14 protein-coding genes and 1 pseudogene are annotated in these 12804 nt (G+C 64.5%); 11 read left to right on the top strand and 4 right to left on the bottom strand.

What is annotated here, in order from left to right:
* Positions 1 to 318: 318 nt before the first annotated feature.
* The 3 genes from yfiR to yfiB all read left to right on the top strand — a co-directional run bounded on the left by yfiR (position 319) and on the right by yfiB (position 2877).
* Complete coding sequence (yfiR, locus tag C7402_RS25330) at positions 319 to 1017, top strand: regulatory sequestration protein YfiR (RefSeq protein WP_116612607.1); 699 nt, start codon at positions 319 to 321, stop codon at positions 1015 to 1017.
* On the top strand, positions 1014 to 2282 hold the full coding sequence (dgcN, locus tag C7402_RS25335) for a diguanylate cyclase DgcN/YfiN (protein WP_116612608.1): 1269 nt from the start codon (positions 1014 to 1016) through the stop codon (positions 2280 to 2282). The genes yfiR and dgcN overlap by 4 nt, the downstream gene beginning before the upstream one ends.
* An 82-nt stretch (positions 2283 to 2364) precedes the next feature.
* Entirely contained in the window at positions 2365 to 2877 is a 513-nt protein-coding gene (yfiB, locus tag C7402_RS25340) for an outer membrane lipoprotein YfiB (RefSeq protein ID WP_116612609.1), read from the top strand.
* Between the two features lie 110 nt (positions 2878 to 2987).
* Here yfiB and C7402_RS25345 read toward each other — a convergent pair whose 3' ends face one another.
* The gene (locus tag C7402_RS25345; RefSeq protein ID WP_116612610.1) at positions 2988 to 3278 is read right to left on the bottom strand and encodes a DUF1330 domain-containing protein; all 291 of its coding nucleotides are present in this window, start codon (positions 3276 to 3278) and stop codon (positions 2988 to 2990) included.
* An 83-nt stretch (positions 3279 to 3361) separates the two neighbouring features.
* Positions 3362 to 3499, bottom strand: a pseudogene (locus C7402_RS25350) (aldo/keto reductase); the annotation flags it as partial.
* 103 nt (positions 3500 to 3602) lie between these two features.
* Here C7402_RS25350 and C7402_RS25355 point away from each other — a divergent pair.
* The 3 genes from C7402_RS25355 to C7402_RS25365 all read left to right on the top strand — a co-directional run bounded on the left by C7402_RS25355 (position 3603) and on the right by C7402_RS25365 (position 6331).
* Entirely contained in the window at positions 3603 to 4529 is a 927-nt protein-coding gene (locus tag C7402_RS25355; protein WP_112176863.1) for a LysR family transcriptional regulator, read from the top strand.
* Between the two features lie 322 nt (positions 4530 to 4851).
* A complete protein-coding gene (locus tag C7402_RS25360) occupies positions 4852 to 5268 on the top strand; it encodes a cupin domain-containing protein (protein WP_165841996.1) in 417 nt (138 codons plus the stop codon).
* 316 nt (positions 5269 to 5584) lie between these two features.
* Positions 5585 to 6331: an SDR family NAD(P)-dependent oxidoreductase gene (locus tag C7402_RS25365; protein WP_116612612.1), complete on the top strand. Its 747-nt coding sequence runs from the start codon at positions 5585 to 5587 to the stop codon at positions 6329 to 6331.
* A gap of 137 nt (positions 6332 to 6468) precedes the next feature.
* Here the strand turns inward: C7402_RS25365 and C7402_RS46385 are convergent, their stop codons facing one another.
* Complete coding sequence (locus tag C7402_RS46385) at positions 6469 to 6672, bottom strand: hypothetical protein (RefSeq protein ID WP_133254552.1); 204 nt, start codon at positions 6670 to 6672, stop codon at positions 6469 to 6471.
* On the opposite strand from C7402_RS46385, the gene C7402_RS25375 reads away from it, so the two are divergent.
* The 5 genes from C7402_RS25375 to C7402_RS25395 all read left to right on the top strand — a co-directional run bounded on the left by C7402_RS25375 (position 6671) and on the right by C7402_RS25395 (position 11401).
* On the top strand, positions 6671 to 7525 hold the full coding sequence (locus C7402_RS25375; protein ID WP_244314939.1) for an ABC transporter ATP-binding protein: 855 nt from the start codon (positions 6671 to 6673) through the stop codon (positions 7523 to 7525). The genes C7402_RS46385 and C7402_RS25375 overlap by 2 nt on opposite strands.
* Positions 7522 to 8340 carry an ABC transporter permease gene (locus tag C7402_RS25380; protein ID WP_116612614.1) on the top strand — a complete coding sequence of 273 codons (819 nt, stop codon included), beginning with the start codon at positions 7522 to 7524 and terminating at the stop codon, positions 8338 to 8340. Before C7402_RS25375 ends, C7402_RS25380 begins: the two co-directional genes overlap by 4 nt.
* A complete protein-coding gene (locus C7402_RS25385) occupies positions 8337 to 9305 on the top strand; it encodes an ABC transporter substrate-binding protein (protein ID WP_112176851.1) in 969 nt (322 codons plus the stop codon). The genes C7402_RS25380 and C7402_RS25385 overlap by 4 nt, the downstream gene beginning before the upstream one ends.
* 61 nt (positions 9306 to 9366) lie before the next feature.
* A complete protein-coding gene (locus C7402_RS25390; RefSeq protein ID WP_116612615.1) occupies positions 9367 to 10689 on the top strand; it encodes an amidase in 1323 nt (440 codons plus the stop codon).
* Positions 10690 to 10735: 46 nt separating this feature from the next.
* Positions 10736 to 11401 carry a GntR family transcriptional regulator gene (locus C7402_RS25395; protein WP_116612616.1) on the top strand — a complete coding sequence of 222 codons (666 nt, stop codon included), beginning with the start codon at positions 10736 to 10738 and terminating at the stop codon, positions 11399 to 11401.
* 44 nt (positions 11402 to 11445) lie between these two features.
* On the opposite strand, the gene C7402_RS25400 is transcribed toward C7402_RS25395, so the two are convergent.
* Positions 11446 to 12774 carry an NAD(P)/FAD-dependent oxidoreductase gene (locus C7402_RS25400; RefSeq protein ID WP_116612617.1) on the bottom strand — a complete coding sequence of 443 codons (1329 nt, stop codon included), beginning with the start codon at positions 12772 to 12774 and terminating at the stop codon, positions 11446 to 11448.
* Positions 12775 to 12804: the final 30 nt, after the last annotated feature.

A 12804-nucleotide genomic window follows, 5' to 3' on the forward strand; every position in this document is an offset into this window, starting at 1 on the left:
CAGTTACGCGGTTAGATGTGGCGGGGTCTTCATTTTCCAAACGAGGTGAGCCATAAAATTCCGCCTGGCTACGCGAATGCGGCGCCTCAAACGGGCTGCACGGCAACCTGCACTGACCGCTTTAACCCGCGAATGTGCAGATCAATTCGCTGCACAGCGGCAATCGTCGATGGCTACGAAGAAAACCGGTGCTTACAACTGGTTGATTGTGTGACTTTGCGCCTAAGATGCATTTCTATGCGCACAAGCTGGTGCAGGCCCGCAGATGGCAGGAGCCAGAAGGCAGCGCGCGGAGCGACGCCAACAGGTGTTTCCATCATGAATGCGAGCGTGCGCGCGGCGGGTGCCTGTCGCGCGTCTGCAATGACGCCAGGGTGCGCGACGGAGATCGCCGCGCTGGGAGTGTCCGGGCGGCCAGGCCGGTCGGCCTCGCTTCGCCGTGTCTTGCTTGCAGTGGCTTGCGCGCTGGGCGCGGCACCGGCGGTGCCCGCCGAGACACCCGCCAATACAATCGATCCAGCCAGCACGGCGCACGCCGTTACTGGCGCGAGCCGTACCGATCCCGCCATTGCGCCACGCGACGCCGCCGTGCGCCAGGTCGTGCTGGGCATCATCAGCTTTACGCGCTGGCCGACGCCGCCCGCGCACCTGCGTCTGTGCGTGACGGGCCGGCCCGACTACGCGCAGGGCCTCGTCGACACGTTGCACGCCGGCTCGACGCCGCTCGAGGTGCAGCACGTCCAGTTTGATGATTCCACCCTCGGCGCAACCTGCCAGGTCGTGTATCTAGGCGATCTGAGCGACACTGAGCGGCAGCAGGTCGGCGTTGCCGTGGCTGGCCATCCTGTCCTGACGATTGCGGAACACGATCCGTCCTGCACCGCAGGCAGCATGTTCTGTCTCAATGTCGACGGCGAACGCGTCACGTTCGATATCAATCTCGATGCCGTGGCGCGTAGCGGCGTACGAGTCCACCCGAATGTACTCAACCTCGCGCGGCGGCCGGTGACGCCATGACACAGCCCGCGCCCCCCGTTTCCCCTTCGCCCACGCCGCGCCCGACGCTGCAAGCCGTGTTGCGCCGCGCGCACCTGCGTCTCGCGTTCGTCGCCGTCACAATGGCCACGGTATCGTTGATCATGGTCGCTGTGATCGCATTGCGGGCCTATTCCGGCAACAACCTGAACCTGCTGGCACGCTCGCTCGGCTATACGGTCGAGGCGGCGTTGGTATTCGGCGACCGTGTCGCAGCGGCCCAGGCGATCGAGCTGATCGCAAAGGAAGAGGACGTGGCTGAGATCGTCGTCACGGATAGCAGGGGCCGCCCGTTCGCGGCCTGGCGCGCGCCAGCCGCCGGTGCGATCGCCCGGCTCGAGCGGGCAGTCGCCGACGTTGCGCTGCCCGGACCCGTCACCGTACCGGTGCTGCACGACGGCTTCGTCGTCGGTTACGTCGAAATGCGTGGCCAGGGGCATCAGTTCTTCGGCTTCCTGCTCGGCGGCGTCGGCGGCATCCTGGCCTGCCTCGCCGTTAGCGTACTTGGCGCCTATGTCAGCTCGAAGCGCGTGGTGCGCAACATCGTTGCCCCGCTGCGCGCGCTGGCCGGTGTCGCCCACGCAGTGCGGCGCGAACGCGCGTTCGAGCGACGGGTCGAGCCCGCGGCGATTGCTGAACTGAACCAGCTCGGCGACGACTTCAACGCCTTGCTCGATGAGTTCGAAGACTGGCAAAACCACCTGCGCAACGAAAACGCGTCGCTCGAACACAAGGCAACCCACGATGCGCTCACGGGTCTGCCCAACCGCTTGCAGTTCGAGGCGCGCCTCAAGCGTGCTCTCGGCGAGGCCACGGTGACGGAGCAGCGGGTCGCCGTTCTCTATCTCGACTGTGACCGTTTCAAGGAGATCAACGACTGCTTCGGCCATGACGCGGGCGACGCGGTGCTGATCGGCATCGCGGCGCGGTTGCGCACGCAGTTGAACGAGGTCGATCTGGTGGCACGCCTCGGCGGCGACGAATTCGCCGTGATGCTGGCACCGATGCGCGAACTGGCCAGCGCCGCCCGTATTGCCGAGGACATCCTGTCCGGCACGACGCTGTCGATCACGTTATCCGATGGCCGCACGGTTGCCGCCATGATGAGCATCGGGATTGCGCTGTATCCCGATCACGCGCGCGACGCGAACGGCTTGCTGCGCGCTGCCGATGCGGCGATGTACCGGGCCAAGCGCGCGCGACCGGGCTCGTGGCAGTTCGCCGAAGGTGTTGCCGGACCGGCTTGACGCGATGGCATGGCGCAGCAGCCCGAGCGTCGCAAGGATTCGAAACAGCGCGTGCGAAGCCAGCGCGCAAGAGGGGAATGCGATGAAGAAACACTCGTTTCCTGCAAGGATCTGGCGATCAGGCATTGTGAGCGCACTGTTCCTGTGTTTGCTCCTTGGGGGCTGCAAGACGCCGCCGCTCTACCGTGGTCTGACGCAGAAGCAGGTCCAGGCACTGACGTCTGCGGGATTCGAGGAGACCGGGCAGGGCTTCGAGTTCGGCTTGACCGGCCCCATCCTGTTCGACTTCGACCGCTATAACCTCAAGCCCGACGCCCGACGCACGGTCGAGCGAATTGGTCGCACGCTCACATCGGCGGGGCTCAACAGCGTGCGCGTCTATGGCTACAGCGACGGGGAGGGCTCGAACGCCTATGACCTGGAGTTGTCCAGACGCCGCGCCGAGGTCGTGGGGCTCGAACTCGTCGACACCGGCCTTCCTGCCGAACACGTCGAGATCATTGGGAAAGGCAAGCGCGACCCGGTTGGCGACAACCGCACGGAAGTCGGCCGCGCACAAAACCGCCGGGTCGCCATTGTCGTCTCGCCGCGCTGAGTCAGCGCGGCGTTTCGTTTATGGTGGCTTCAACCCAAAATGCTTTGACTGCGTTTCCCGACTGCCTGTGGATTAGTTAACCGAACCAGTTCGATCGGTCACGCTCAGCGTTACGAGATCCCTTCGAGAAGGACAAACGTCCCGGTCGCTGCCCCGGCGCGCAGCGCCCTGGCTGCCTGGTATTCAGGGCTTTCATAGAACCGTTTGGCCTCGGCGAACGAATCAAACTCAAAGATCACATGCCGCTCGTGAGCCTCGCCTTCGAGGTTTTCATACTGTCCCGACGCCGCGATGAGCTTCGGGCCGAAATGGCGCATCGCGTCGCCTGCGGCTTTTGCATAGGCGGCGTATGCCGTTGCATCCGAGATGCTGACGTGTGCGATCAGATAGGCTTTAGGCATGTTTAGCTTTCCTTCAATGTTGGTCTGAAATTGAATAAGGGGCGGTTGCTTGCGATCGCCCCTGTCGTAGTGCCGGTATGCGGGAGGCGGTTCGCCTCCTCCTGACCCGGTGCGCCAATCGCCGTCCACATGCCGGCGCCAGCATTGCCGCCCGGCGTCATCGTGCCGAGGCACAGTTCGGACACATACAGCCCGGCGTTACCGGGTTGCTTGTATTTCATGGCCGTTCCCTTCGAGACAAGGACATGGAAGCCGAGTCTACTGAGTTACCATTGAGCTATAAATCAGGCCAGAGAGAACGTTCTGTTACTCACCGAGTGAACAATGCAAAACCTCGACGCACTTTTGATCTTTGCCCGTGTTGCTGAAATGACGAGTTTCACGCGTGCGGCTGAAAGCTTGGGTCTTCAGAAGGGACGTGTCTCTTTGGTGATCCGCGAGCTTGAGCAGGATGTGGGCGTTTCTCTCCTCCATCGGACCACGCGGAATGTTCAGCTCACAGAAGATGGCCGCGCCTTTTATTCACGCGCACGCGACCTGCTGGCTGAAGTGCAGGAGTTGCAATCGATGTTCGCGAATAACGGTGCGTCGTTACGCGGGAAATTGCGCGTAGATATGCCGACGGAGTTAGCGCAAACCGTCGTGGTTCCCGCGCTGCCGCAATGGCTGGCGGCGCATCCAGAGCTGGAACTGGAGCTGTCCAGCACCGATCGGCGTGTCGATCTCGTCCAGGAGGGTTTCGATTGCGTGGTTCGTCTGGGCCCGATTGTCGACGAGACGTTGATTGCCCGCCCGCTTGGCAAGCTGCGCATGATTAATGCGGCGAGCCCGAGCTATCTTGCGCGGCATGGCACGCCCCGCACGCTCGACGAACTGCGCGGTCTGGGGCACCAGATGATTCACTACACGCGCACACTTGGCGGGAGGCTTGCCGGGTGGGAATATCCAGACGGCGACGGCTATGCAACGCTTGCTTTGCCCGGCGCGATGCAAGTCAACAACGTGCAGACCTATCATGCGGCCGGACTTGCTGGCATTGGATTGATCCAGGCGGGATATTCGGCGCTTGCGCATCACATCGAACGGGGCGCGTTGGTGGAGGTTCTGCCCGATCTGCGACCTGAGCCACTTGCCGCGTGGCTTGTCGTTGCCCATCGACGTAATTTGTCGCAACGGGTCCGGGCTTTCATGAAGTGGATGGAAAGCGTATTGGAGCCGTATTTTGATCAACCGGCAAATAGAGCGGTTTAGGTGATTGGCAAACCGCCGCCAGGTCTCGACCCCTCACGGTCGTTGGCTCGTTGAGACTCGAATGTCTGTAAAGCCCACTGCACCCGCCACTTGAATAGTGGGGTGGGCAAGTCTGCGCTATCCGCAGTGTTTGGCATTCGCCGACCAGCTTCTTCTTGAGCCCACGTGCAAAGGGCGAGAGAACATGTTGCGGACTCTTCCAATGGAACGTGGCCGAACGCACAGATTTTTACTCAACACTTATGCTCGCATTGAGCACCTTGAATTCCCCCGCTTCCCCAGAGGAGCGGTCGAATGTCGAATGTCGAATGGAGCAGAAAAATTGAAAAAGACTACCTGTTTGGCTTTCGCAACTGTCGCTTTGAGTTCGACTTTTTGCCTACCTTGTGCGGCGCAAGAGTCGGGAGCCGTCAAGCCTCAAATGCTTCTTCAGCAAATGGTAGAGGGTATGCCGCGAGGCGAAAAGCAGGAGATTCGCGTTTTGACAGCGAGTTTCAAACCCGGCGATAAAACCGTTTTTCATACTCACCGGTTTCCGGTGACGGTGTATGTGCTTGAGGGGGCGTTCACGTTGGAGATGGAAGGCAGAGCACCCGTCACCGTTACTCAAGGTCAGGCAATGGTGGAGCCGCCGAACGTGAAGATGACCGGCTATAACCGCAGCACCAACGATTCGCTCCGTGTCGTTGTTTTTTACACCAGCGACCCGGACACGCCTTTTCTCGATCCATTGCATTGATCGCGTCGCGAAGCGAGACGAGATGGGCGGGTAACGTATGAGTCCATGAACGACCTCCAGGTAGTCGAGGTTTTCGTCCGCCCCGCGGCCGTTGGCGGACGTGGCGATGATGCTCGGGTTCCGCAGTCCCAGTGCGTTCGCGCACTGCCAGGCGCTCACGCGCTCACGCGCGCCTTCGGCATGGCGCGCGCATTGTTCGGCAAATGTGGCCACTCCATTCGGCGGCAGGCTCTTTTTCGCGCCCCGCGTACCCTCTACATTGTCGTTGAGCACCGACGCGGCAAGCGGACGGTTCAACCCATATTGGAGGTTTGTCATGGCCAGGCTCGAAGGCAAAGTCGCGCTCGTTACGGGCGCATCGAAGGGAATTGGCGCGGCGATCGCCCGTGCGCTCGCGAAAGAGGGCGCGGCGGTCGTGGTGACGTATGCAAGCAGTAAGGCGGGCGCGCTGGCGGTTGTCGAGCAGATCCAGGAAGCGGGCGGCAAGGCGACGGCCGTGGGCGGTGACGTCTCGCAGCCCGCCGACGCCGCGAAACTCGTGCAAACGGCCATCGACTCGTTTGGCCGCCTCGATATCGTCGTGAACAATTCGGGCGTGTACGCGTTTTCGGCGGTCGAGGACATTACCACCGAGGAATTCCATCGGCAGTTCGACACCAACGTGCTCGGCCCGCTGCTCGTCACGCAAGCGGCCGTGAAGCACCTTGGCGCAGGCGCGAGCGTCATCAATATCAGTTCGGGCGTCACGCGTATCACGCCGCCCGCGAGCGCGATTTACACCGGCACGAAGGGCGCGCTCGACGCTATCACGAACGTATTGGCGCTGGAGCTTGCCCCGCGCAAGATCCGCGTGAATTCGATCAACCCCGGATACGTGGAAACGGAAGGCACGCATAGCGCGGGCATCACCGGCTCGGACATGGCTTCGGATTTCATTGCGAAGACGCCGCTCGGCCGCGCCGGCCAGCCGGAAGATATCGCCGATGTCGCGGTGTTCCTCGCGTCCGACGAAGCGCGCTGGCTGACCGGCGAGCATCTGCTGGCGGCGGGCGGCTTCCGCTGATCGTCCACGCGTGCGCAAGGCACGCATTGCATGAATGGCAATCAGGCGCCGCCTGCGTTCGCGCGGGAGGCGCCTGAGTCGTCAATTCGCTGGTCTTGCTTCCAAAGCGCCGTGGCGAAGCGCATCTCACACTCTCATCAAAAAAAGCGCACGATCACGCGGCACCGCACGCGTATCTGGTGCTTTTCTCGCCTGCGAATACGCATTCGCGCACCATCATCGAGCAGGTGAATCCCCGATTGCGCGGGAATTATTTTTTCACTTGCGCCGTGGTTTTTTGATTGTGCACTATGTGTTGTGCACAGCACAAACGTACGCCACGTACCGATGAGGATGTTCATGAGTGTCTCAGCCATTGCAACTCCGCACGCGGGGGAAATCGCTTCGACGCACGCGTCGGGTACGGACCGCCTGATGGTCCATCAGCTCAGTCATGCGTTTCGGACTGCCGACGGTATCGACGTGCCGATTTTCGAGCGGCTCGACTTCAGCGTACGCAGCGGCGAGATCGTCTCGATCGTCGGCCGCAGCGGCGCGGGCAAGAGCACGCTGTTCAATCTCGTCTCGGGGCTGATCGAGCCGCAGTCGGGACAGATCGGCGTGGGCAGGCGCGACGACGGCAGTGCCGGGCGCATCGCCTACATGTTGCAAAAGGACCTGCTGATGCCGTGGCGCACGGTGCTGCAAAACGCCGTGCTCGGCATCGAGCTATACCGCAAGGTCAAGGCCGCCGACATCGAGCGCGCGCGTCAGATGCTCGCGCGCTACGGTCTGGGCGCGGTCGCCGATGCGTATCCGCATTCGCTCTCGGGCGGCATGCGTCAGCGCGTGGCGCTCACGCGCACGCTGCTGGTCGATCCCACGCTGGTGCTGCTCGACGAGCCGTTTTCCGCGCTCGACTACGAAACGCGCCTCGCGCTGGAGGACGATGTGATGGCGCTGCGCGAGCAGAACGGCACGAGCGTCGTGCTCGTCACGCACGATATCGAGGAAGCGATTGCGATGAGCGACCGCGTGATCCTGCTGGGCGGCCGCCCGGCGCGCATCGAGGACGATATCGACGTGCGCCTGACCACGCACGGCCCGCGCACGGCGGTCTCGGCACGCGAGGCGCCCGAGTTCCGCACCTTCCATTCGCGCGTCTGGAACGGACTGCGCAGCCATACCATCCAGCACGCGGGAGCCACGGCATGAGCGATATTGCGATCTCAACGAATGCGCCAGCACGCCAGCGCGCAAAACCGCGCCGCGCGGCGAAGCTCGGCACCACGGGTGCCCTGGCGCTCATCGTCGTGGCGCTGATCGCGCTGTGGCAAGTGGCGGTCTCGGCAGGCTGGATCAACGGCAAGCTGCTCGGCTCGCCCGTGGGCATCTGGCAGGCCGCGCAGCAAGGGTTGAACGGCGGCACGCTGGTGCCCGACACGCTGGTCACGCTTTACGAAACCGTGGTGGGCCTCGTGGTGGGCAGCGGCCTGGGTATCGGCCTTGGCCTGCTGCTCTGGTTCGTGCCGCGCGTTTCCGGTGTCGCGGAAGGATTGTCAGTGATCCTGAACAGTATTCCGAAGATCGCGCTCGGGCCGCTGATCGTCATCTGGTTCGGGTCGGACATGACGTCGAAAGTGTGGCTCGCGGGCATTTCCACCTTCGCCGTGGCGATGATTTCCTCGTGCGCCGCCGCGCGCGAAGTCGACAAGGATCTGCTCAACCTGTTCCGCTCCTTCAACGCGAAGCCCTCGATGATCTTCACGAAGCTGATCCTGCCCGGCGCGCTGCCGTGGGTGTTTTCGACGCTGCGCGTGAACATCGGCTTCGCGCTGATCGGCGCGGTGGTGGGCGAGTACATCGCTTCGCAGGCGGGGCTCGGGCATGAGGTGTTCGTCGCCGGATCGCTGTTCGATCTGAATACGGTGTGGCTCGGCATTATCGTGCTCACGCTGATGGCGACGCTGCTGGGCTGGATCGTTCAATTCACGGAAGCAAGGGTCATTTCATGGAAGTCAGCACGATGAAACGAGTAAGCACGATTGCCATTGCGGCTGCGGTGACGGGGTTGAGCGTTCAGGTCTGCGCGCAGGCGGCGGAGCCGGTCACGGTGTATCAGGCATTTCAGTCGATCCAGTATTTGCCGCTCTACGTGGCGATCGACAAGGGCATCTTCGCGAAGAACGGACTCGACGTGAAGAAGGTCACGGCCGGCAGCGGCGCGGCGGGCGTGGCGGCGGTGATCGGCGGCCATGCTGATTTTTCGCTGCAAGACCCGATGACGGCCGTGCTCGCGAACCTCAAGGGCGCGAACGTGATGGCCGTCGCGAACGTGGTGGCGGGCGTGCCGGTATGGGTGATCGCGCCGCCCGACGCGGGCGTGCATCAGCCCGGCGACATGGCGAGCAAAAGCGTGGCCACGGCGCTGCCGCCCTCGACCAGCACCTATCTGCTGCAACGCTTGATCAAGGATCAGAAGATCGAGAAGGTGTCGCTCAACACGGTGCAACTCGGCACTGAACTCGCGCCCGTGAGCGCGGGCCGCAGCCAGGCGGCGGCCGTCTACGAACCGCAGGCGGACACCGGCATCGCGCAGGGCTACAAGGTCGTGTACGGTTTCCCGAAGGCGTATCCGGGCGGCTATGCGTTCTCGACCATCGACACCCTGGCCTCGACCATCAAGGACAAGCCGCAGATGGTGGCGGCGTTCGTGAAGTCGATCGGCGAGGCCGAGGCGCTGATCCACGAGTCGCCGGAGACCGCCAAGGCGGTTGCGAAGACGGAGTTTCCCTCGCTCGACGCGAAGATCGTCGAAGCGGCGGTGGGCCGCCTGATCGACCAGAACATCTACGCGCCCACGCCCGAGATTTCCGGGCAGGCGTTTCGCAACGCGCTCGATTTGCAGGAGTCGATCGGCAATATCAAGCCTGGCAGCGTGACCTATGCGAGTGCCGTCGACAATTCGTTTGCCGCGACCGCCGCGAAGAAGTAGGCGCCGCGCCGCCCGCTATCGCGCCGGCGCGCTGCGCCGGCGCTTCGAAGGGAAGGACAGGATGAACGAAGCCAAACCGTCGTTCGTGACGGCGCTGATCGCGCAGCGCGGCAATCCGGCCGCGAGCCGCGCGCGGCTCGACGAGGCCGTGGCGCGCGCCGAGGCGCTCGAATCGCTGCACGCGTTCACGTATCGTCCGGATGCGTATGTCGAGCCCAATGCGTATGCGCCGCTCGCGGGCCTGCCCGTGGCCGTGAAGGATCTGATCGACACCGTCGACATGCCGACGTGCTACGGCTCGCCGATCTGGTGCGGTCATCGTCCGCAGGCCGACGCGCCCATCGTCGCGCAACTGCGCGAACTCGGCGCGCTGGTGTTCGGCAAGACCGTGACGACTGAATTCGCCTGGCGTCATCCGGGGCCGACCGTGAATCCGTGGCGTCGGGATCATACGCCGGGCGGTTCGTCGAGCGGGTCGGCGGCGGCCGTGGGCGCGGGCATCGTGCCGCTCGCGCTCGGCACACAGACGGTGGGATCGGTGATCCGTCCCGCCGCGTACTGCGGCGTAGTGGGCTACAAGCCGAGCTACGGCACGATCTCGCGCGAGGGCGTGCATGCGCTCGCGGCGTCGCTCGATCACATCGGTTTCCTCGCGCGCGACGTGGAAGTGGCGGCGCTCGCGCACGCGCTATTCGTCGCCCAGCGCGTGGAAGCGATCGACAGCGCCGACGCCTGGCGCGCGTGGTTCGCGCCGCTGCCCGCGCCGCCGCGACTGGGCGTCGTGCGCATGCCGTTCGACGCGCGCTTGCAGGACATGCAGAAAGTGAATTTCGACGGCGCGCTCGCGCAGTTGCGCGCGGCGGGCGCGGAGATCGTCGAAATCGAGTTCGACGCCGATCTCGAAGAGATCGTCGATGCGTTGCAGGTGATCCTGCGCGTGGAAGCGTGCCATGCGGTGGGCCCGGAGGCGCGCGCGCATCGCGACCAGTTGAGCGAGCCCATGCGCGCGCTCGTGGACGAAGGCGCGGCGATGCCCGAGGCGCGCTATCGGGCGGCGCTCGCGTTGCAGGCGCAGTGGCGCGCGCGCTCGGCGGAACTGCTCGCGGGGTGCGATGCGCTCGTGAGCGTGCCGGCCACGGGCGTCGCGCCGCAAGGACTCGACGACACCGGCGACCCCACTTTCTGCGCGCCGTGGAGCCTGCTCGGCATGCCCGCCGTGACCGTGCCTTCAGGGTGGACCGAGATCGGTTTGCCGCTGGGTTTTCAGACCATCGGCGCGTTTGGCGAGGATCTCGCGACGCTGCGCGTGGCGGCGTGGATCGAGCAGGTGATCGGCGCGCGGCGCGAGCTGGAACCCGCCGCGAGTGCGGAAGCCATCGCCTAGCGTCAACGCGACCAGCGAGCGACCCGCAAGCGACCAGGGAGGCAACATGGGCAAGCCGTATCGCACGATTCAGGAGTACGTACTCGGCACGCTGCGCGCGGAGATTCTGAAGGGCATCCACAAGGCGGGCACGCGCATGCGCCAGGAGGAGGTGGCGAAGCGGCTCGGCGTGAGCACGACGCCGGTGCGCGAGGCGTTTCGCGATCTGCGCGCCGAAGGGCTGGTGGCGATCGACCCGAACAAGGGCGTGGAAGTGCGCGGCCTCACTGCCGACGACGTGAGCGAGATCTACGAGTTGCGCATGATGCTCGAACCCATGCTCGCCGCGCGCGCGTGTTTGCGCGCGAGCCCCGCGCAACTCGATGCCGCGCAGGCGAGCCACGCCGCCATGCGCCACGCCGCGCCAACCACCGAACAATGGGCCTTGCTCAACGAGGATTTCCATCAGCATCTGATGCAATGCGAGGCGCACACACGGCTGTTCGAAGTGGTGCGCGGGCTTTCGCTGCACGCGCGGCCATACGTGTCGTTGTCCATGCATGTGCAGCCGGACATCATGGCGAGCAACAACGACGAGCATGCGCAACTGCTCGCGGCCTGGCGCGCGCGCGCCGCTGCGACCGTGCACGAGCAGACGCGCGTGCATCTGCTCAACACGCGCAATGCGATCGTGGCCTGCGTCGACCAGTTGGCGCACGCGCTGGCTGCGTGAAGCCGTCTTCGGCGGGAAACCCCGCCGTTGAGGAGGCCGAAAGATCAAAGCCAGTGCTGCGCGCGCACCTTTTCGCCGTCGGTGAAGCGCGAGAGCCGGAAGGGCGCAGCATCGACCACGGGCGTGTCGCCGCACACCAGGTCGGCGGCGAGGCGCCCCGCAGCGGGCGCAATGCCGAAGCCATGTCCCGAGAAGCCCGTTGCCACGACCACGCCGCGCAGCGCATCGACCTTCGAAATCACGGGAATCGCGTCGGGCATGGTGTCGATCAACCCGGCCCACGTTTGCGAGACCTCCGCTTTGCCGAACGCGGGCATGTCGCGCTTGAGGTCGGCGAGCATGCGTTCGAGGGTCGGGCGGTGCGGCTGCGGATCGAGTACCCGGATCGCCTCGTAGATCGAGGGACGATCGGCCGTTCCAGGTCGCCAATGCAGCGCCTCCTCAAGGAAGCGCTGGCCGAAACGGACCTTGAGCGCCGAGCGTTCGGTGAGGTAGGCAGGCAGGAACTGCGGGAAGAAACGGATGGCGTCGGGCGTGACGTCGGCGACGTTGGTCGCGGAAGTCGCCACGGTCCAGCCGCCGTCCAGGCGCTGGCGGAACGCCACGTTGCCGAGACTCACGCACGGCTCGATCGGCACGGCAAGCGGACGCGTACGGAGTACGCTGGAAAGCACCTTGAGTTGCGGCAGTGGCGTGTCGAGCCCCTTCATGAGCAGGCGCGACCAGGCGCCGCCCGCTACGACCACGGCGTCGGTGCGAATGCGGCCTTGTTCGGTGACCACATGCGTCACGGCGCCGTTGCTCGTCTCGATCGCGCGCACCGCGCATTGCTGCTGGAGGTTCACGCCGTGGCGCATCGCGGCGTGCGCCATCGCCGAGGCGGCTTGTTGCGGTTCGGCACGGCCGTCGCTGGCGGTGTAGAGACCGCCCACGCACGAGCCGGGAAGTTCGGGCAGATGCCGGCGCAAGTCGTTCGTGCCCAGCACGCGGCTCTCGATCCCGTGTGCGCGTGCCTCGGTGGCCCACGTTTCGTGGCGCTCGAGCTTTTCCTTCGTTTTCGAGGCGTAGAGGATGCCGTGCCGACGGAAACCGGTTTCGCGCCCGGTATCGACGTTCATGGTTTCCCACATGCGCATGCTTTCGACGATCAGCGGCAGCTCGCGCAGATCGCGCCCGGTCTGGCGGCACCAGCCCCAGTTGCGGCTCGACTGTTCGCCCGCCACGATACCCTTTTCGACGACGACGGCATTCACGCCGCGCTTTGCGAGCGCAAGCGCCGTGGCCACACCGACGATTCCGCCGCCCACGACCACCACTCCCGCATGACGCGGAAACGCCGTCGAGGAGACGACGGTGTCTACCACTGGTCCCATACCCAACCACCTCTAGTTCCGTTTCATGTT

Source organism: Paraburkholderia unamae (genome assembly GCF_003096875.1).
Taxonomy (GTDB): Bacteria; Pseudomonadota; Gammaproteobacteria; order Burkholderiales; family Burkholderiaceae; genus Paraburkholderia; species Paraburkholderia unamae.